Source organism: Nocardioides jiangxiensis (assembly GCF_030580915.1).
Lineage (GTDB): Bacteria > Actinomycetota > Actinomycetes > Propionibacteriales > Nocardioidaceae > Nocardioides > Nocardioides jiangxiensis.
Genome location: NZ_JAUQTA010000002.1, coordinates 394791 through 413806, shown reverse-complemented (window position 1 = coordinate 413806; position 19016 = coordinate 394791). Strand labels below are relative to the sequence as shown.

Below are 19016 nucleotides of genomic sequence, written 5' to 3'. Positions count from 1 at the left end.
ACTCACCTCCGCTCGTCACGCGTGCCGTTGAGGCGTACGCCGCGGAACGCCTGCACGAGGATCAGCAGGGCCGCGACGTTGATGCACATGTCGGCGACGTTGAAGATCGGCCAGTGCGGGAGCTGGAGGAAGTCGACGACGTGGCCCTCGAACGGCCCGGGAGCGCGGAACACCCGGTCGGTCAGGTTGCCGAGCACGCCGGCGAGCAGCAGGCCCAGCGCGACCGCCCAGACGCGGTCGACGGCGCGCAGGGCGAACCAGACCACGGCACCGGCGGCGAGCAGGGCGACGCAGGAGAGCACGGCCGTGTACGACGTACCGGTGCCGAAGGCCGCGCCCGGGTTGCGGGTCAGCCGGAAACCGAAGAGGTCTCCGAGGACGTCGACGCGCCCACGGTCGGCGAGCCGGTGGACGGCCAGTGTCTTGGTGGCCAGGTCCACGAGGTAGAGCAGGACCGCCGTGGCGGCGAACACCACCCGGGCGATGCGCCGGGAGGTCGTGCTGACGGCGGGGCCGGCGATCGCTTCTTCCATGATGGGGCGAGTTTCCCACACCGCCCCAGACGCGACGAACCCTGCGCGCCCGGGGGTCGACGAGGGACCGGCGGACGCGCAGGGTCGGTGGCTCAGCGGCGCTCTTCGCGCTTCTTGCAGTCCATGCAGAGCGTGGCGCGCGGGAACGCCATCACGCGCATCTTGCCGATCGGCTGGCCGCAGGACTCGCACACGCCGTAGGTGCCGTCGGCGATGCGGTCCAGCGCGCGCTCGGTCTGCGCGAGCATCTCCCGCGAGTTGTTGACCACCGTCAGCTCGTGGTCGCGCTCGAAGCTCGTGGCGCCCATGTCCGCCTGGTCGTGGCCGGCGCCGTCGCCGGCGTCCTTGAGCAGGCCAGCCAGCTCCTCCTCCTGGTCGTGCAGCTCCTGGCGCAGGCGCTCGGCGTGCTCCTTGAGCTCGGCGATCACCTCGTCGAGGTCGGCCTTGGTCCAGGCCTCCTCGCCCTCCTTGAAGGGCAGGGTCTCCGGCTTCACCGGGCCGCTCTTGCGGACCGGTGCGGCCTTCTTCGCGGTCGCGGCTGCCTTGCGGGCGGTCGTCGTGGCCTTCTTGGCCGCGGGCGCCGCGGCCTTCTTCGCCGTGCTCGCCGCCTTCCGGGTCGTGGAGGCCGCCGCCTTCGTCGCAGTGGCAGCCGCCGTCGCTGCGGTGGACGGCGTCGCGGCCGCCTTCTTCGCCGGCGCTGCCTTCTTCGCGGCCGCCTTCTTCGCCGGGGCCTTCTTCGCGGCCGCCTTCTTGGCGGGCGCGGCCTTCGTCGCAGCGGGCTTCGCAGCGGCGGCGGCCTCCTCGGCCTCCTCCGCGCGGCCGCGTCGTCCGATCACCTTCTTGGCGGCGGAGACGGCAGAGCCGGCGATCTTCGTGGTGCTGCGGGGCATAGGACCTGGCCTCCTGGACCGGGACGAGGAAGGTGATCTGCGCCACCTCGGGTGCCGGAAGGCTAGTCGTTTCGTCCTACAGGCATCAAACCGGCTCGCGGGGTGGGCACCGATTGTCCGGGGCAGGCGGCCCGAAATGCCGAACCGGCCGGATCCCTCAGGATCCGGCCGGTCTCGGTGACAGGGGTCGAGGGCTCAGCCCTCCTCCTCGCCGAGGATCGAGCGCAGACGCTTCGGGCCCTGGCCAGCGGCCTCGTCGGGAGCGACCTCCGGGGTGCTCTCGAGCGACTCGAGCTGCTGGGTGAAGTAGCTCTTGAGGCGCGAGCGGTACTCCCGCTCGAACGAGCGCAGGCGCTCGACCTCGGTGCTGAGCTTGGCCTGCTCCTTCTCGAGGTCACCGAAGAGCTGCTTGCGCTTCTCGGCGGTCTCGGAGTCGAGCATCTGGGCGCGGGTCCGGGCGTCGGACTCCATCTTGTCGGCCTTGACCTTGGCCTCCGACTCGAGGCGCTCGGCCTTCGTGCGGGCCTCGCCGACGATCTTGTCGGCGTCGTTCTTGGCCTCCTCCACGAGCTCGTCAGCGTTGCGCGTGGCGATCTCGAGCAGGCGGGCGGCAGCGCTGGAGGCGTCCGCGACGGTGACGACGCGGATCTCCTCGGCCGGAGCGGCAGGCGCGACCGGAGCGGCCACGGGCGCGACAGGCTCGGGGGCCTTCACCGGCTCGGGAGCCTTCTCGACGACCGGAGCAGCAGCAACCGGCTGGCCGGACTGCGCAGCAGCCAGCTTGGAACGCAGGTCGTCGTTCTCCTTGGTGAGACGAGCAAGCTCGGCCTCCACCTCGTCGAGGAACTGGTCGACCTCACCCATGTCGTAGCCCTCGCGGAGCCGGACCGGAGTAAAGCGCTTGTTGCTCACGTCCTCAGGCGTCAGCGGCATGCCCTCACCCATTCATATGTCGAAGCGGAAAAGAAACTGTCAGAACAATAGCGCCTGTGACCGCGACACAAGGTCACGGCCACAGGCACAGGAAGCCGTCAGCTCTGGTTGAAGAAGCCACCCTCGGCGATGCGCGCCTTGTCCTCAGCGGCCACCGTCACGTTGGGCGGGGAGAGAAGAAACACCTTGTTGGTGACCCGCTCGATGTTGCCGCGGGTGGCGAAGACCAGGCCGGCAGAGAAGTCGACGAGGCGCTTGGCGTCGGCGTCGTCCATCTCGGAGAGGTTCATGATGACGGGCACGCCGTCACGGAAGTTCTCACCGATGGTGCGCGCCTCGTTGTAGGTGCGCGGGTGCAGGGTCGTGATGCGCGACAGCTCCGCAACGGTGGGCTGCGGGGCGGGGGTCGGGCGACGACGCTCGGTGATGTCCGCGACGGGCGCGGGGCGCGGAGCGGCCTGACGCGGCGCCGGCTGGGCTGCGCGCGGGGCGGCCGCGGGGGCCTCGTCGTAGTCGTCGTACTCGTCGGCGTACCGGCCCGTGTCCTCGACCAGGCCGAGGTACTCACCGATCTTGCGCATGGTGCTCATGCGGCTGTCCTCCGATACTCCTGCGCCACCATCAGGCGCGTTGCTTGTGACATTACTTGAGAGTCCTCCGTGAGCCGAGCACCGCGCTCCCGACGCGTACGTGTGTCGCGCCGGCGGCGATCGCCTGCTCGAGGTCACCGCTCATGCCTGCGGAGAGCACGGTGGCCTCAGGGTGGTCGACGAGGAAGTCGTGCCAGATCCGGGCCAGCCGGTCGAACGCGGCTGCCGGGTCCTCGCCCAGCGGGGCGACGGCCATCAGGCCGCGGAGGTTGAGGTGCTCTGCGTCGCCGACGGCGGCGGCCAGCACCGGAAGCTCAGCGGGGTCGGCTCCGGCGCGCCCGTCCCGGCCAGGCGGGTCCAGGCTCACCTGCAGGAGGACGTCGACCGACCGGCCCGCGGCTCCCCTGTCCAGCGCGCCGACCAGCTTGGGCCGGTCGACCGACTCCACCACGTCGGCGTACGCCGCGACGGCGGCAGCCTTGTTGGACTGGAGACCGCCGATGTAGTGCCACCGCAGGGCCAGGTCGCGGGACTCCGCCGCCTTGGCCTCGGCCTCCTGGTGGCGGTTCTCGCCCACGTCGGTCACCCCGAGACCGGCCAGCAGGCGCACGTCCGAGGCGGGGAAGAACTTGGTGACCACGACGAGGTCGACATCACCCTCGGGACGACCGGCCGCAGCCGTGGCCGCAGCGATGCGCGCGCGGACCTGGGCCAGATTGGCGGCGAGCTCGGCACGGCGCTCCTCCCCCGTCGACGGCACGCTCATCGCCGCACCCGGATCAGGCCGGCCAGCCGTCCGGCGCCCTCGGCGTCACGGCGGTGGGAGAACAGGGTGGTGTGCTCGAGGGTGCACGGCCCGAGGTGCGTGACGGCGACGCCGGCCCGCTCGAGCTGCGCACGCACCCCGGCGCCCAGGTCGAGCGAGGGCGTCCCCCAGGTGGTCGTGGCGCGGGTCGCGGGCTCGATCGCGGCGACCTCGTCCTGCATCTGCTGCGGCACCTCGTAGCAGCCGCCGCACACGTGCGGGCCGATCCATGCCGCGAGCGCCGTGGCCCCCAGCTCGCGCATGCGGTCGACGGTGGCACCCACGACGTCGAGCTCGACGCCCTTCCGCCCGGCATGGGTCGCGCCGATGACTCCGGCTGCAGGGTCTGCGAGCAGCACGGGCACGCAGTCGGCGACGCGCACGGCGAGCACGACGTCGCTGCGGTCGGTGACGATCGCATCGCAGACGGGCGCCTCGACCGCGGCGGGGTCGGCCACGGCCACGACGTTGCCGTGCACCTGCTGCATGTCGCAGAGCACCGCGCCGTCGGGCGCGAGCACGTCGAGGACGCGGGCCCAGTTGGTGGCGACCGCGGCGGGGTCGTCGCCGCTCGTGCGCGCGAGGTTGAGCGCGTCGTACGGGGATGCGCTGACCCCGCCGAGCCGGTCGGTGAAGGCCAGCTCGACGGGGTCGGCGTTCAGATGATAGGCGAACAAGCGCGCGTCACTTGAGGAAGTCCGGCACGTCCAGGTCGTCGTCGTCGAACTGCACGGCCGGGCGTGCCGGCTGGACGGGCTGCGTCGGCTGGACCGGGGCGGCCTGCTGGACCGGAGCCGGCTGCGGCGCAGCAGGAGCGGCCGGACGGGTCGCGGCGACCTGGCCGACGTTGTTGGTCGGCGCCTGGCGCGCGGCGGCCGGGGCGGCGTCGCGGCGCAGGACGGTGCCGTCGTCGCGCTTCTTCGGCTGACCGCCGTCGAAGCCGGCGGCGATGACGGTCACGCGGACCTCGTCGCCGAGGGCGTCGTCGATGATCGTGCCGAAGATGATGTTGGCCTCGGGGTGCACGGCCTGGGCGACCATCGCAGCCGCCTCGTTGATCTCGAAGATGCCGAGGTCCGAACCGCCGGCGATCGAGAGCAGCACGCCGTGCGCACCCTCGATGCTCGCCTCGAGCAGCGGCGAGGAGACGGCCATCTCGGCGGCGGCGAGCGCACGGTCGTCGCCCCGGGCCGAGCCGATGCCCATGAGGGCGGAGCCGGCGTTGGACATGACCGCCTTGACGTCGGCGAAGTCGACGTTGATCAGACCCGGGGTCGTGATCAGGTCGGTGATGCCGGAGACACCCTGGAGCAGGACCTGGTCGGCCTGCTTGAAGGCGTCGAGCATCGACACGTTGCGGTCCGAGATGGAGAGCAGGCGGTCGTTGGGGATGACGATGAGGGTGTCGACCTCCTCGCGGAGGCGGGCGATGCCGTCCTCGGCGGAGTTGGCGCGACGGCGACCCTCGAACGCGAACGGGCGCGTCACGACACCGATGGTGAGCGCGCCGAGCGAGCGGGCGATGCGCGCGACGACCGGCGCGCCGCCGGTGCCCGTGCCGCCACCCTCGCCCGCGGTGACGAAGACCATGTCGGCGCCCTTGAGCACCTCCTCGATCTCGTCCGCGTGGTCCTCGGCGGCCTTCTCGCCGACCTCGGGGTTGGCGCCGGCGCCGAGGCCGCGGGTGAGCTCGCGGCCGATGTCCAGCTTGACGTCGGCGTCCGACATCAGCAGCGCCTGGGCGTCGGTGTTGATGGCGATGAACTCGACGCCCTTGAGGCCGAAGTCGATCATCCGGTTGACGGCGTTGACGCCACCTCCACCAATGCCGACGACCTTGATGATGGCCAGGTAGTTCTGTGCTGCTGCCATGGCGGCTGTGCCTCTCCCGAATGGACGTCTGTGTGTGGGCAGTTGTGGGGAAGTGCGCGCCGCTGACGAAACCCTAACCCTCAACTAGAGCGTTATAGTTATGTCAACCTCGCGTTGAGGAAGACCATACGGACCGAGCGCTCGGTGTAAAGGTCCGACACGCCACGCTTCGCGTATTGCTGCGTCTTGCGCCGCGATTCGCCGGCCGGTGCGGTGCGGGTGGCCCGGTCAGGAGCGCGTGGTCGGCTGGCCGGGCACGCTGACGTCGTACGCCCGTGCGTCGGGGACGGCCTTGAGCAGGGAGCCGAGGACGCGCGACTTGGCGTCAGCCTGGTCCGCACTCCCCCACATCACGATCCGCCCGTCGCGGAGCTCGAGCGAGATCGCGTCGCGCGTGTGGACGTCGACGAAGGCGACCCGCCGCGCCACCGCCTGCGGAAGCACGCCGACGACGCGAGCGGCCTCCTGCAGGGCGTCCGCGTGGGTGTCGGCCGACGTGCGGATGAGTGGCAACCGGGCCGGGCGCCCCTTGAAGTCACGGAAGGTGACGCCATCGGCGTCCAGGCCGTGCAGTCCCGCACTGTCCTCGACGACCGCCACGGCGACGCGCTCGGTCACGACGATCCGGACCTGGTGCGGCCAGGCACGCGACACGTGCACGGAGGCGACGGCCGGCAGTGCCTCGACGCGCCTGCGAACGGCGTCCAGGTCTGCGCGCGCCAGCGGGCCGCTTCGGGGAACGGCTGCCGCGCTCCGCACCTGCGCCGGGCGCAGGAACGTCGTACCGCTGACCTCGACGCCGCGGACGTCGAGGACCGGGGAGGCCAGGACCACCCACCCCGCCACGGCGAGCACCGCGCCGACGACCGCGAGCACGACGAGGCCGCGCCAGGTCGCCCAGCGACGTGCCCACTGGCGCCGCGCGAACCGTCGGCGCGAGGCCTCGACGGTGTCGCCTGCGCCGGCGTTCCTGCGCCAGGGCAGGTCAGGCATCGCTGCGTCCGAGCAGGCCCAGGACCAGGGGGCCCACGGTGGTGATCGTGCCGGCGCCGAGCGTCAGCACCATGTCGCCGGGCCGCGCACGGCGGGCCAGCTCGGCTGCGACGTCGGCGAGGTCCGGGATGAACGCCACGGACTCCTCCGGGAGCGGCACCGCGTCGGCGACGAGTGCCCCGGTCACCGCGGGGTCGGCATCCTCCCGGGCCAGGTAGACGTCGGCGACCACGACGGCGTCGGCGGCACCGAGCTCGACGCCCATCTGCTCGCCGAAGATCCGCGTGCGGGAGACCAGGTGCGGCTGGAACGCGACGATCAGGCGCCCCTCCCCCGCGACCGACCGCGCAGCCTGCAGGTCGCCCCGGATCTCGCTGGGGTGGTGGGCGTAGCTGTCGTAGACCCGGACACCGGCGACCTCCCCCTTGAGCTCCATCCGGCGCTTCGTGCCGGTGAAGCCGGCGAGGCCAGCCTTCAGGCCGGCGACGTCGAGGCCGAGCTCCAACCCGACCGCGAGCGCCGCGAGCGAGTTCAGGACGTAGTGCTGTCCGGGGATCTGCAGGGTCAGCTCGCCGAGCGAGTCACGACCGGCACGGATCGCGAACGTCGTGCGCGTGCCGTCGTGACGGATGTCGTGCGCCTCGAGGTCCGCGCCGTCGCCGGCGAGGCCGTAGGTCACGACGCGCAGGCCCTTCGCCCGCGCCTCGTCAGCCAGCCTGCGGGTGGCGTCGCTGCCGATCCACGTGATCAGCAGGCCGCCGGGCTCGATCCGGTCCAGGAAGTCGGTGAACGCCGCCTGGTAGGCCTCTTCGGTGCCCCACTGGTCGAGGTGGTCCGCGTCGACGTTGGTCACGACGGCGACGGCCGGGCGGTAGACCAGGAAGGCGCCGTCGCTCTCGTCCGACTCGGCCACGAACACGTCGTCGGAGCCGTCGGCGGCGTTGACGCCCGTCGAGGTCAGGTCTCCCCCGATGGCGTACGTCGGGTCGGCACCCGCCCCCTGCAGGGCCACGGTGACCAGCGACGTGGTCGTGGTCTTGCCGTGGGTGCCGGCGATCGCGATCGTGCGCTTGCCCGCCATGACCGCGTAGAGGCCGGCCGAGCGCGGCAGGATGCGGAGCCCCTGCGCGACGGCTGCCACGTACTCCGGGTTGTCCTCCCGGATCGCGGTGGACACCACGAGGGTGTCGACGTCGTGGACGTGCTCCGCGGCGTGGCCGACGTGGACGCGCGCGCCGAGCGCGCGCAGCGCGTCGAGCGTGGGGCTGTCCGTGCCGTCGGAGCCGCTGACGGCGATGCCGCGGGCCAGCATGATCCGCGCGATCGCCGAGAGGCCGGCGCCCCCGATGCCGATGAAGTGGACGCGACCGAGCTCCTCAGCCGGCAGCAGCTGGTCCGGGACGGGGATCCTCATCAGCGGTTCTTCCTTCGGTGCGCGCTGCGTCCGGAACGGGCAGCCTCGACGGTGAGTGCGGCGAGCTTGTCGTCGGCGTCGAGCGGGATGACGTGTGCAGCGGCCTGGCCCATGGCGGCGAGGCGCTGCGGGTCGGTGACCAGGGGGACGAGGTTGTCGGCGATCCAGGCGGCGTCGAGGTCCGCGTCTGCGACCAGGAGGCCACCACCCGCCTCGACGACGGGAGCGGCGTTGAGCGCCTGCTCACCGTTGCCGATCGGCAGGGGCACGTAGACGGCCGGCAGGCCGACTCCGGAGGTCTCGGTGACCGTGTTGGAGCCGCAGCGGCACAGCACGGCGTCGGCCGCAGCGAGCGCCAGGTCCATGCGGTCGACGTAGTTGACCACCTTGTAGGGAGCGCCCTGCTCCTCCACGACGAGCTCGTTCCGGGGCCCGATCACGTGCAGGACCTGCACGCCCGCTCCCCCGAGCGCCCCGGCCGCTCCACTCACGGCGGCGTTGATGCGCTGCGCTCCCTGCGAGCCGCCCGTCACGAGCAGCGTCGGCCGGTCGGCATCCAGGCCGAAGGCGGAGCGGCCCTCGGCGCGCAGCGCGGTGCGGTCGAGCGTGGAGATCATCCGGCGGATCGGAAGGCCGGTGTAGAGGGCGGGGCGACCACCCCTCGCGGTCAGCGGCGTGTCCGGGAACGACGTCGCGACGTACGGCGTGAGGCGCGCGCCGAGGCGGTTGGCGATGCCGGGCAGGGCGTTGCCCTCGTGCACGACGAACGGGATGCCGCGCTTGCGGGCCGCGAGGTACGCCGGCACGGACACGTAGCCGCCGAAGCCGACGACGACGTCCGGCTTGATCCGGTCGACGATCTCGAGCGCCGCGGCGCGCTGGGCACGCATCTTGCCGGGGAACTGCAGCATCGCCTTGCCCGGCTTGCGCGGCAGCGGCATGCGCGGCACGAACTCGAGCGGGAAGCCCGCCTCCGGGATCAGCCGCGCCTCGAGCCCGGTCGTCGTGCCGAGGCACGTGATCTCCACCGAGGGGTCGTCACGGAGCAGCGCGGCGGCCGTCGCGAGCAGGGGCGAGGTGTGGCCGGCGGTGCCACCACCAGCGAGAAGGACACGCATTCAGAGACCTCGGGACTGCTGTGCGGGACGGGCGGGACGGTTGCGCTTGCGGGCGGCGAGCGCGGCGGCCGCCTCCGGCTCGCGGCGGGCGAACCCGATCAGGATGCCGAGGGCGATGAGCGAGGGCAGCAGCGCGGATCCGCCGTACGAGACGAGCGGGAGCGGGATGCCGATGACCGGCAGGAGCGAGAGCACCATGCCGACGTTGACGATCATCTGGCCGAGGAGCCACACCATGACGCCGAAGGAGACGTAGCGGACGAACGGGTCGCGCGTCTGGGTGGCGATGCGGACCGCCGCCCACGCGATGGTGAGGAAGAGGCCGATCACGAAGACCGTGCCGACCAGGCCCAGCTCCTCGCCGAGCACGGCGAAGATGTAGTCGGTGTAGGACTCGGGCAGCGTGCCCCACTTCTGCTGGGACGCGCCGATGCCCTTGCCGAAGAGTCCGCCCGACGAGAGCGCGAGCAGGCCGTGCGCTGCCTGCCAGCCCGAGTCGTGGTAGTCCTTGAACGGGTCGGTGAAGCTGAGCAGGCGCTGGCGACGCTCCGCGCTGGTCGTGGCCAGCCAGAACGCTCCGACGGCGATCACCGAGGCCGAGAGCGTGAACAGCTTGGCCGGGGCGCCGACGACCCAGAGCAGGCTCAGCGTGATCGCGAAGAGCACGAGGGCGGTGCCGAGGTCACGCTGCAGGAGGATCAGCGCGGTGACCGCACCGACGCCGGGGACGACCGGCACGATGATGTGCTGCAGCTCGCCGAGACGACGCTCCTTGTTGGCGTAGATGTGCGCCGCCCAGAGGATGACGGCGAGCTTGGCGAACTCCGAGGGCTGGATGACGAACGGGCCGACGCCGAGCCAGTTGGTCTGGTGGTTGCGCGTGACGCCGAGCGGGGTCAACGTGGCCGCGAGCAGCACCATCGAGCCCAGCAGCCCCAGCGTGGAGAGGTTGCGCAGCGTGCGCTGCGGCAGCCGCGCGACCAGCCAGGCCGCCGGCACGCCCAGGACCACCCAGATCAGCTGGCGCTCGACCACGGCGTAGGAGTTCCGGCTGTCCTCGTAGGAGGAGACGCTCGAGGCGCTGAGCACCATGAGCAGGCCGAGCGTCAGCAGGAGTGCCGTGCACCCGAGCAGCAGGTAGTACGGCGTCAGGGGGCGCTCGAGCGCCTCCTTGAGCGCAGCGAGACCCCGCGGTCGCTCGCGGATCTCGTCAGGCGTGGCAGTGGTCATCGCGCACCATCCTCCCCCGCGGCCTCGGCGTGTCCGCGGTAGGCGCTCACGCGTGTCGCGCGTTGCGAAGTCCGTCACGCACCGCAGCCGGCGTCGCGCCCGCGGCGAGGGCGAGCGCAGAGGCGACCAGGGAGCGGGTGACGGTCACGGTGTCGTCGGTGCCGAGCTCCTCGAGAGAGGTGAGCTCGGCGGCGGAGGTGGAGCGCTGCGGCAGGAACGCCCGCTCCACGAGCAGGTCCTCGACCACACCGAGCATGCCGACCCCCGGCATGCCGAGCGTGACGCCGATGGCGCGCGCGCCCTCGACCACGTCGGCCTCCCGGACCAGCTCCTCCGTCGTCGCGTCCGCCGCCACGTAGATGCAGGCCTCCTGCACGTGCTCGTACGCCGCGGCCCGCGAGGCCGCCGACCCCACGTCACCCTCCGAGCTGTCCAGGACGGCGGCAGCGAGCGCGCTCATCGAGCGGACGCCGGCGAGCTGCGCGTCGTCGAGCGCGACGACGAGGGCGTCGTACGGCTCGGGGTCCATGACCGCCTCGACGAGGGGCAGGCCCGCGAGCCCGGCCACCGCCGGCCGCTGCCCCGCTGCGAGCAGGATCTGCTCGACGAGGAGCGCCACCTCGGTCTGGCCCGCGCTGCCCGCGACGACCAGCCACGGAGCCGGGCGACTGCCGGCGGCGGTGTCCCGCAGGCGCCAGGCCAGCTCGACCTCGCCCCAGACCGGCACGCCGCGCAGGCGCGCCTGGTCCACCAGCGGTGTGTCACGGTGCTCAGGCGAGGCGATGACCAGGTCGACGTCGTCGGGGAGCGAGGCGAGCGCGTCGGGCAGCAGCTCGACGCGCGCGCCCAGCACCTCGAGGAGCTCGGCCTTCTCGGCCTGGTCGGCCTCGGACGGGTCGTCGTCGGTGAGCGGCAGCGCCCGCGCCGTCACGGTCGCGCCGAGGTGGAGCAGGTTGTCGGTGGCAGCGAAGCCCGCGCGGCCGAAGCCGGCGACGACGACGCGCACGCCTTCCCACGGCCCCGAGCGGTCCAGGGCCATGACGTCGCGGGCGTCAGGCACCGGCGACCCACTCCGCGTAGAAGAGGCCCATCCCTCCGGCGACCAGCAGGCCGGTGATGATCCAGAACCGGATCACGACCGTGACCTGCTCCCAGCCGAGCATCTCGAAGTGGTGGTGGATGGGCGCCATCCGGAAGATCCGCTTGCCCTTGGTCGCCTTGAAGTAGGAGACCTGCATCATCACCGAGAGCGTCTCCATGACGAAGAGACCACCGAGGATGAGGAGCAGCAGCTCCGTGCGGGTCAGGATCGCCAGGCCGGCCAGGCCGCCGCCCAGGGCGAGCGAACCGGTGTCGCCCATGAAGATCTGCGCGGGCGAGGCGTTCCACCACAGGAAGCCGAACGTCGCGCCGGTGATCGCGGCGGCGACGATCGCCAGGTCGAGCGGGTCGCGCACGTCGTAGCAGTTCGGCCCCGGGGTGCGGAGCTCGGAGAAGCAGGACTGGTTGGACTGCCAGATGTTGATCAGCGTGTAGGCGCCGAAGACCATGACCGAGGCGCCGGCAGCGAGGCCGTCGAGGCCGTCGGTGAGGTTCACCGCGTTGCTCGTGCCGGTCACGATCACCCAGATCAGCGCCATCACGACCACCGCCGGGATGGTCCAGGCGGTCCAGTCGCGCAGCAGGGAGATGTGGAGCGACGCGGGGCGGATGCCGTCCTTGTCCTCCATCCACGGAGAGATGGCGACGCCGCCGAAGACGAGTGCGATGAAGGTCTGGCCGATCATCTTGGCGCGGCTGCGCAGGCCGAGGTTGCGCTGCCGGTAGATCTTGATGAAGTCGTCGAGGAAGCCGACGAGGCCGCACCCCGCGAAGAGGAAGAGCAGCAGGAGCGCCGAGGCGGTCGGGAGCTCACCGGTCAGCAGCTTGGCGAGGCCATAGGCCAGCAGCGTCGCGAAGATGATCACGATGCCGCCCATGGTCGGCGTACCGCGCTTGGTCTTGTGCGACTCCGGACCCTCCTCGCGGATCTCCTGGCCGTAGCCCTTGGCCCTGAGCACGCGGATCGCGTAGCGGGTGCCGATCAGGGAGAGGATCAGCGAGAGGCCGCCGCTCAGCAGGATCGCCCTCATCGTTACTCCTTCTCCAGCAGCCCGTCGGCCACGTGCTCCAGCGCGGCCCCCCGTGAGGCCTTGACCAGTACGACGTCGCCGGGGGCGACGTTCTCGCGCAACCATGCCAGAGCAGCGGCCCGGTCGACAGCCGACACCGCCGTGCCGGACCAGTCTGAGATCTTGCTCGCACCCTCGAGCATCGGTGCCGCGTCGGCACCGATCACCAGGAGGACCTCCACGCCGGCCCTCGCCGCGTGGGCGCCGATCTCGGCGTGGATGCGCGCCGTCTCGGCGCCGAGCTCGCGCATCTCCGCGAGTACCGCGACCGTGCGGCGGCCGCTCCGCTGGCCGATGCCGCCGAGGGTGTCGAGGGCAGCCCGCATCGCGTCGGGGCTCGCGTTGTAGGCGTCGTTGACGACCGTCACGCCGTCGGCGCGGTCGTGGACCTCCATGCGCCAGCGGGACAGGCTGCGGGCCTCACCGAGCGCGGTGAAGACCGTCTGCGGGGCCACGCCCGCCGCCAGTGCCATGGCGGCCGCCGCGGCGGCGTTGAGCACCTGGTGCCGGCCGATCTCGAGCAGCTGGACGGCGGCCTTGCCGGCTCCCTGGAACGGCAGGTCGTCGCGGCCACGGAAGTGGAACGTCGTGGCGGGCCGCCCCAGGTCGTCGAGCTCGATGGCGCCGAACTGCACGCCGGCCGGCTCGATGCGCTCGTCCGCCACGGCACCCCACGCCAGCACGCGTGCCGTCGTGCGGGCCGCCATCGCCGCCACCAGCGGGTCGTCGGCGTTGAGCACGGCGACACCGGTTGGCGCCAGCGCCTCGACGATCTCGCCCTTCGCCCGGGCGATGGCCGCCTGCGTGCCGAACTCGCCCAGGTGGGCGGTGCCGACGTTGATGACGGCGGCGACGTCGGGGCGGGCGATGCCGCACAGGTAGGAGATGTGGCCGATGCCGCGGGCACCCATCTCGACGACGAGGTAGCGCGTCGACGTCGTCGCGCGCAGCACCGTCAGGGGTACCCCGAGCTCGTTGTTGAGGTTGCCCGCGGTCGCGACGGTCTCCCCCGCGGCGGCGAGCACCTGGGCGAGGAAGTCCTTGGTGCCGGTCTTGCCCTGGCTTCCGGTCAGGGCCAGCACCGTCAGCCCCGGGAGCTGGTCGCGGACGTGACGGGCCAGGACGCCGAGGGCGACGGCCGGGTCCTCGACCACGACGGTCGGAGCATCGGTCGGGCGGGAGCCGAGGACGCCGGCGGCACCTGCCGCGACCGCTCCCCCGGCATACGCATGGCCGTCCACGCGCTCGCCGGCGATCGCGACGAAGAGCCCGCCCGGCTCGGCGGCGCGACTGTCGACGAAGGCAGGCGCGGTGACGACGGCGTCGTCCCCGTGGAGCTCTCCCCCGAGGATGGTCGCGATCTCGGAGAGGCGGATCGGGATCACGCGAGCTCCTCCCGGACGACCTCACGGTCGTCGAAGGGGTGGACCACGCCGTGGACCTCCTGGCCGGTCTCGTGGCCCTTGCCCGCGACCAGGACGATGTCGCCGGCCACGGCCCGGGCCAGGGCGAAGCGGATCGCGAGGCGCCGGTCGCCGATCTCGTGCACCTCCGCCGGGCCCTCGGCCGTGCCGGCCAGGACGGCCGCGCGGATGGCCGCGGGGTCCTCGGAGCGCGGGTTGTCATCGGTGACGACGACGAGGTCGGACAGGCGTGCCGCGATCTCGCCCATCACCGGGCGCTTGCCGGTGTCGCGGTCGCCGCCCGCGCCGATGACGCAGATCAGCCGGCCGCCGGGCGCGACGAGCGGGCGCAGCGTGCGCAGCGCCGCCTCGACCGCATCGGGCTTGTGCGCGTAGTCGACGACCACGTGGAAGTCGCGACCGGTCTCGACGCGCTCCAGCCGTCCGGGCACCCCGCCGGATGCAGCGAGCCCCGCCGCCACGGCGTGGAGCTCGTAGCCGGCCTCGACGCAGGCGGCCACGGCGGCCAGCGCGTTGGAGACGTTGAAGTCGCCCGCGATCGGCACCGACGTCGGCGCCGTGCGCCCGTCCGGTGCGATGACGGTGAAGGTCGAGCCCTCCGGGCCGGCGACGATGTCGGTGGCGCGCCAGTCGGCGTCACCCCGCGTCGAGAAGGTCCGGACAGGTACGCCGTGCACGTCGCCGGCGAGCTGGTCGCGCAGGATCCGGCCGTGCTCGTCGTCGACGTTGACCACGGCCAGGCGGGCACGCTCGGGGGTGAAGAGACGCGCCTTGGCGGCGAAGTAGTCGGCGAGGTCGCTGTGGAAGTCGAGGTGGTCGCGCCCGAGGTTCAGGAAGACCGCGACGTCGAACTGGACACCGTCGACGCGGCCCAGCACCAGTGCGTGCGAGGAGACCTCCATCGCGCACGCGTCCACCTTGCGCTCGCGCATCATCGCGAAGAGGCCGTGGAGATCGGGCGCCTCGGGCGTGGTCAGGGCGGTCTTGATGTCCTCGCCGTTGACCCGCGTGCCGACGGTGCCGATGACGGCCGCGGCGACCCCGGCGTGCTCGAGGGCGAGCTCGGCGAGGCGCGTCGTCGTGGTCTTGCCCTGGGTGCCGGTCACGGCGAGCAGCCGCAGGTCGCGGGCGGGCTCGCCGTAGATGCGCGCGGACACGGCGCCGAGCGACGCGCGGGCGTCGTCGACCACCAGCAGCGGCACACCGCAGCCGGCGGCGAGCTCGGCGCCCGCCTCGTCGGTCAGGATCGCGACCGCGCCGGCAGCGACCGCCTGCGCGGCGTACGTCGCCCCGTGGACGCGGGTGCCGGGCAGGGCGGCGTACACGTCGCCGGGCTGGATGCGCTGGGTGCTGAGCGAGATGCCGGAGACCTCGGCGTCGGCCCCGGGGTCCGCCAGGCCGAGCCAGCCCGCGACCTCTCCCAGCGGGGTACGACGGGGCACGCGGGGTCGCCCGACGGGCGCTTCGAACGGGATCGCGTCGCTCACGGCTGGAGGTTACCGGTGCCGCGGCCGCCCCACGTCGTCTCGTACGGCGTGGCGGTGGTGTCCGTCGGCGGGATGCCGTACTTGCGCAGCATGTAGCTCATGATCCGCTTGAAGGCCGGACCGGCGGTCAGGCCGCCCGCGCCGCCGTTGACGTGGCGCAGCACCACGTAGACGGTGAAGCGCGGGTTGTCCGCCGGGGCGAAGCCGACGAACGAGTTGTCGTTGAGGTTGTCGAGGTACTTGCCGTTCTCGTTGACCTGGGCCGTGCCCGTCTTGCCCGCGACCCGGTAGCCGGGGATCCGGGCGAGGGGCGCGGTGCCCTCCTCCGGGTCGAGCACCGTCTCCATCATCCGCGACATCTTCTCGGCGGTGTCCGCGCTCAGCACCCGCGTCGCGGTGGCCTGCGAGGTGCCGACCTTCACACCGGTGTCCGTGGTCGCGGTGCCCTCGATGAGGCTCGGCGAGACGCGGACGCCGCCGTTGGCGATGGTGTTGACCGCAGCGATCATCTGCAGCGGCGTGACGGTCATGCCCTGTCCGTAGGAGATCGTGGCCCGCTGGATGTCGCTCCACGGAGCAGCGGGCACCACGCCGGCGCTCTCGCCGCGCAGGCCGACGTTGGTCCGCTGGCCGAGGCCGAACTTCGCCAGGTAGTCGCGGATCTCGCTCGGCTCCATCGTCTCCGCCGACAGCGTCGTGCCGATGTTGGAGGAACGCGAGAGGACACCGGCGAGCGTCAGCTTCACCGTGCCCTGGCGCCCGTGGTCGTGGATCGGCCAGTTGTCGCGCATCAGCACGTCCGGCACGGTCAGCCGGGTCTCCGGCGTCGCGTGGCCGGAGTCCATCACGGACGAGAGGGTCAGCACCTTCTCGACCGAGCCCGGCTCGTAGGGGTCCTGCACGCCCTTCGAGCCGTAGTACTCCTTGTCGGTGGCCTGCGGGTCGTTGGCGTCGAACGACGGGTAGTCGGCGTACGCGAGGAGCTCACCGGTGTGGCTGTCCATGACGATGGCGACCCCGGAGGCCGCCTTCCAGTTGCGCACCGCGGCGGCGAGCGTCCGCTGGGTGAACCACTGCGCGTCGCTGTCGAGGGTGAGGCGGAGCGGCCGGCCGTCGCGCGGCTCGGTGATCTCCGCCTCGGACAGCGGGACCTGGCGGCCCTTCACGGCGATGTAGCGCGCCTCGCCGTCCGCGCCGGCGAGCTGCTTGTTGAAGGTGCGCTCGAGGCCGGCGAGCGGTCCGTTCTCGTCGTCCTGGCCGATGAAGCCGACGACGTTGGCCCCCACGTCGTTGAGCGGGTAGGCCCGGATCGGGTCGCGCTCGGTGCTGAGGCCCTGGAAGCCCTGGTCGGCCGCGTCGGCGAGGGCCTTGCGCACCTTCGTCGCCGGGATCCGGTGGGCGATGATCTGGTAGCGCTTGCCGTCGCCCGTCGTCTTCCGGAGCTTCTCCAGCGTCGCGAAGTAGTCGACACCGAGCCGGTCGGCGAGGAACTTCGCGAGCTGGGGGGCCTTCGGCGCCGTGAGGAACGGGTCGGCGATCACCATCAGCCCGTCCATGGAGGCGGCCATGGCCACGCCGTTGCGGTCCTCGATCTCGCCACGCGATGCCGGCAGGACGACCTGCTCGAGACCCTCCTTGTAGGCGATCTGCGAGTACGACCCGGGGTCGATCGCCTGCAGCTGCACGAGGCGCGCGCCGTAGAACGACAGGACGATGGCGATGACCAGGAAGCCGAACTTCAGGCGGAACTGGCTGCCGGGGCGGGGGTTCACGTGGGTCCTTCGGGGGTCAGTTGGTGCTGCTGACTCCATGAGAACCCACGCCGACGGCCTTCGCGGCACCACCCTGCGGCGTGTCGGTCTGCTTCGTCGTCGGCTTGGCCTTGACCTTTACCACAGTGCGCTCGGGGATCAGCGACTCGGGACGCGCCTGCGCCGGCGCGTCGATCGGCAGCTTGGTGGCCGGCTCGTCGCAGGCCTGGGTGACCTTGTTGGTCGCGGTGTCGAGGAACCGCGGGCAGACCGGCATCACCATGCCGAGGCGGTTGGCCTCCTCGCCGATGCGCTGCGGGTCGTTGAGCGAGTCGATCTCGGCCTGCAGCGCCTGCTGCTCGGAGCGGAGCTCGTCGGCGTGCGCCTGCAGGTCGGACTCGGCGAAGGAGTTCTGCTGCATCGTCGTGTTGAACAGGAGCAGGCCGACCACGCCCGCGAGCAGGATCGCGCTCACCAGCATCACGAACGGCACCTTCGGCGCACGCACACGCGTGCGCGGGACGACGCGCAGGCGGGCCCGCTCGACGGCCTCCTCGGCGATACGGGTGACGCGGACGCGGGACAGCTGCGGCGTGCTCATCGCTGGGGGCTCCTTCGGGGGGTGTCTGCATGGATGCGCTCGACGGCGCGAAGTCGGACGCTGGCGGCGCGGGGGTTCTCGGTGAGCTCGGGCTCGACGGCCTTCTCGGCGCCGCGCGTGACGGCCTTGAACGGCGGCTCCATCCCGGCCGGCACGAACGGGAGGTCCGGCGGGACGTCGAGGCGGGTCGCCTCGGTGAAGACCTGCTTGGTGATCCGGTCCTCGAGGGAGTGGTAGGACTCCACGACCACGCGACCGCCGACGCCGACCGCCGCGAGCGAGGCCGGCATGGCCCGGCGCAGCACGTCGATCTCGTCGTTCACCTCGATGCGCAGCGCCTGGAAGGTCCGCTTGGCCGGGTGGCCGCCGGTACGACGGGCCGGCGCGGGGATCTCGGCGTACAGCAGCTCGACGAGGCGCCCCGAGCGGGTCCACGGCTCGATCTCGCGCTCCCGCACGATCGCCTTGGCGATCTTGCGGGCGAACTTCTCCTCGCCGTACTGGTGGAGGATCCGCGCGATCTCGTGCTCGTCGTAGGTGTTGAGGACGTCGGCGGCGGTCATGCCCGTGCCGTCGTTCATGCGCATGTCGAGCGGTGCGTCCTCGGCGTACGCGAAGCCGCGCTCCCGGACGTCGAGCTGCATCGAGCTGACGCCGAGGTCGAAGAGGACGCCGTCGACGTGCGACAGCCCCTGGCCGGCGATCACCTCGAGGATCTCGTCGTAGACGGCGTGGACGCCGACGAAGCGGTCACCGAACGGCGCGAGCCGCTCCCCCGCCAGCCGCAGGGCGTTGGGGTCACGGTCGATGCCGATGACGCGGGCGTTCGGGAGGGCCTCGAGAACTGCCTCGGTGTGGCCGCCGAGGCCGAGCGTGCAGTCGACCATGACCGATCCCTCGCGCTGGAGGGCAGGGGCCAGGAGCTCGACGCACCGCTCGCGCAGGACCGGGACGTGGAGGGGACGCATCGTCAGATCAGTCCTCGCCTAGACCTGTCCGCGAGCGGCGATGAGGAGGACCAGAGCCATCGCGCATCCGATCGAGAGCCCCGCGGACAGCACCATGACGGCCAGGGCCTCGCGGGCCTGGTCGCGTACCCGCTGTTCGCGGGTGCCGGTGCTGGCGTTCATTGGTCTCGACCCTTCGGAATCCGGTTGGTGTCGTCGCGGAGGACGACAGCGGATTCGCCTGACCAGGTCCCTGC

The 19016-nt window shown here is 72.1% G+C and carries 19 protein-coding genes; all 19 read right to left on the bottom strand.

Features of this window, described 5'->3' with window-relative positions:
• Positions 1–2 precede the first annotated feature (2 nt).
• The 19 genes from lspA to Q5722_RS13280 all read right to left on the bottom strand — a co-directional run bounded on the left by lspA (position 3) and on the right by Q5722_RS13280 (position 18942).
• Positions 3–533 (bottom strand): signal peptidase II, encoded by a 531-nt coding sequence (gene lspA / locus Q5722_RS13370; RefSeq protein ID WP_305028753.1) that lies wholly within the window; start codon positions 531–533, stop codon positions 3–5.
• Positions 534–625: 92 nt separating this feature from the next.
• Entirely contained in the window at positions 626–1423 is a 798-nt protein-coding gene (locus Q5722_RS13365; RefSeq protein WP_305028752.1) for a TraR/DksA family transcriptional regulator, read from the bottom strand.
• Positions 1424–1618: 195 nt separating this feature from the next.
• The gene (locus tag Q5722_RS13360; RefSeq protein WP_305028751.1) at positions 1619–2356 is read right to left on the bottom strand and encodes a DivIVA domain-containing protein; all 738 of its coding nucleotides are present in this window, start codon (positions 2354–2356) and stop codon (positions 1619–1621) included.
• Positions 2357–2454: 98 nt separating this feature from the next.
• A complete protein-coding gene (locus tag Q5722_RS13355) occupies positions 2455–2937 on the bottom strand; it encodes a cell division protein SepF (protein ID WP_439652502.1) in 483 nt (160 codons plus the stop codon).
• A 61-nt stretch (positions 2938–2998) separates the two neighbouring features.
• Positions 2999–3712, bottom strand: coding sequence for a YggS family pyridoxal phosphate-dependent enzyme (locus Q5722_RS13350; RefSeq protein ID WP_305028749.1), 714 nt, complete (start codon positions 3710–3712; stop codon positions 2999–3001).
• Positions 3709–4428 (bottom strand): peptidoglycan editing factor PgeF, encoded by a 720-nt coding sequence (pgeF, locus tag Q5722_RS13345; protein WP_305028748.1) that lies wholly within the window; start codon positions 4426–4428, stop codon positions 3709–3711. The genes Q5722_RS13350 and pgeF overlap by 4 nt, the downstream gene beginning before the upstream one ends.
• Before the next feature lie 7 nt (positions 4429–4435).
• On the bottom strand, positions 4436–5623 hold the full coding sequence (gene ftsZ, locus Q5722_RS13340; RefSeq protein WP_305028747.1) for a cell division protein FtsZ: 1188 nt from the start codon (positions 5621–5623) through the stop codon (positions 4436–4438).
• Between the two features lie 228 nt (positions 5624–5851).
• A complete protein-coding gene (locus tag Q5722_RS13335; RefSeq protein ID WP_305028746.1) occupies positions 5852–6616 on the bottom strand; it encodes a cell division protein FtsQ/DivIB in 765 nt (254 codons plus the stop codon).
• Positions 6609–8030, bottom strand: coding sequence for a UDP-N-acetylmuramate--L-alanine ligase (gene murC / locus Q5722_RS13330; protein ID WP_305028744.1), 1422 nt, complete (start codon positions 8028–8030; stop codon positions 6609–6611). The genes Q5722_RS13335 and murC overlap by 8 nt, the downstream gene beginning before the upstream one ends.
• On the bottom strand, positions 8030–9148 hold the full coding sequence (locus tag Q5722_RS13325) for a UDP-N-acetylglucosamine--N-acetylmuramyl-(pentapeptide) pyrophosphoryl-undecaprenol N-acetylglucosamine transferase (RefSeq protein ID WP_305028743.1): 1119 nt from the start codon (positions 9146–9148) through the stop codon (positions 8030–8032). The genes murC and Q5722_RS13325 overlap by 1 nt, the downstream gene beginning before the upstream one ends.
• Positions 9149–10378: a putative lipid II flippase FtsW gene (gene ftsW / locus Q5722_RS13320; RefSeq protein ID WP_305028742.1), complete on the bottom strand. Its 1230-nt coding sequence runs from the start codon at positions 10376–10378 to the stop codon at positions 9149–9151.
• Positions 10379–10424: 46 nt separating this feature from the next.
• Positions 10425–11438, bottom strand: coding sequence for a Mur ligase family protein (locus Q5722_RS13315; protein ID WP_305028741.1), 1014 nt, complete (start codon positions 11436–11438; stop codon positions 10425–10427).
• On the bottom strand, positions 11431–12510 hold the full coding sequence (mraY, locus tag Q5722_RS13310) for a phospho-N-acetylmuramoyl-pentapeptide-transferase (protein ID WP_305028740.1): 1080 nt from the start codon (positions 12508–12510) through the stop codon (positions 11431–11433). The genes Q5722_RS13315 and mraY overlap by 8 nt, the downstream gene beginning before the upstream one ends.
• Before the next feature lie 2 nt (positions 12511–12512).
• Entirely contained in the window at positions 12513–13934 is a 1422-nt protein-coding gene (locus tag Q5722_RS13305) for a UDP-N-acetylmuramoyl-tripeptide--D-alanyl-D-alanine ligase (RefSeq protein ID WP_305028739.1), read from the bottom strand.
• Positions 13931–15460 (bottom strand): UDP-N-acetylmuramoyl-L-alanyl-D-glutamate--2,6-diaminopimelate ligase, encoded by a 1530-nt coding sequence (locus tag Q5722_RS13300; protein WP_305028738.1) that lies wholly within the window; start codon positions 15458–15460, stop codon positions 13931–13933. Before Q5722_RS13300 ends, Q5722_RS13305 begins: the two co-directional genes overlap by 4 nt.
• Positions 15457–17232 (bottom strand): peptidoglycan D,D-transpeptidase FtsI family protein, encoded by a 1776-nt coding sequence (locus tag Q5722_RS13295; RefSeq protein ID WP_305028737.1) that lies wholly within the window; start codon positions 17230–17232, stop codon positions 15457–15459. The genes Q5722_RS13300 and Q5722_RS13295 overlap by 4 nt, the downstream gene beginning before the upstream one ends.
• 16 nt (positions 17233–17248) lie before the next feature.
• Positions 17249–17812: a cell division protein FtsL gene (ftsL, locus tag Q5722_RS13290; RefSeq protein ID WP_305028736.1), complete on the bottom strand. Its 564-nt coding sequence runs from the start codon at positions 17810–17812 to the stop codon at positions 17249–17251.
• Positions 17809–18780 (bottom strand): 16S rRNA (cytosine(1402)-N(4))-methyltransferase RsmH, encoded by a 972-nt coding sequence (gene rsmH, locus Q5722_RS13285; RefSeq protein WP_305028735.1) that lies wholly within the window; start codon positions 18778–18780, stop codon positions 17809–17811. The genes ftsL and rsmH overlap by 4 nt, the downstream gene beginning before the upstream one ends.
• Before the next feature lie 18 nt (positions 18781–18798).
• Complete coding sequence (locus Q5722_RS13280) at positions 18799–18942, bottom strand: hypothetical protein (protein WP_305028734.1); 144 nt, start codon at positions 18940–18942, stop codon at positions 18799–18801.
• Positions 18943–19016: the final 74 nt, after the last annotated feature.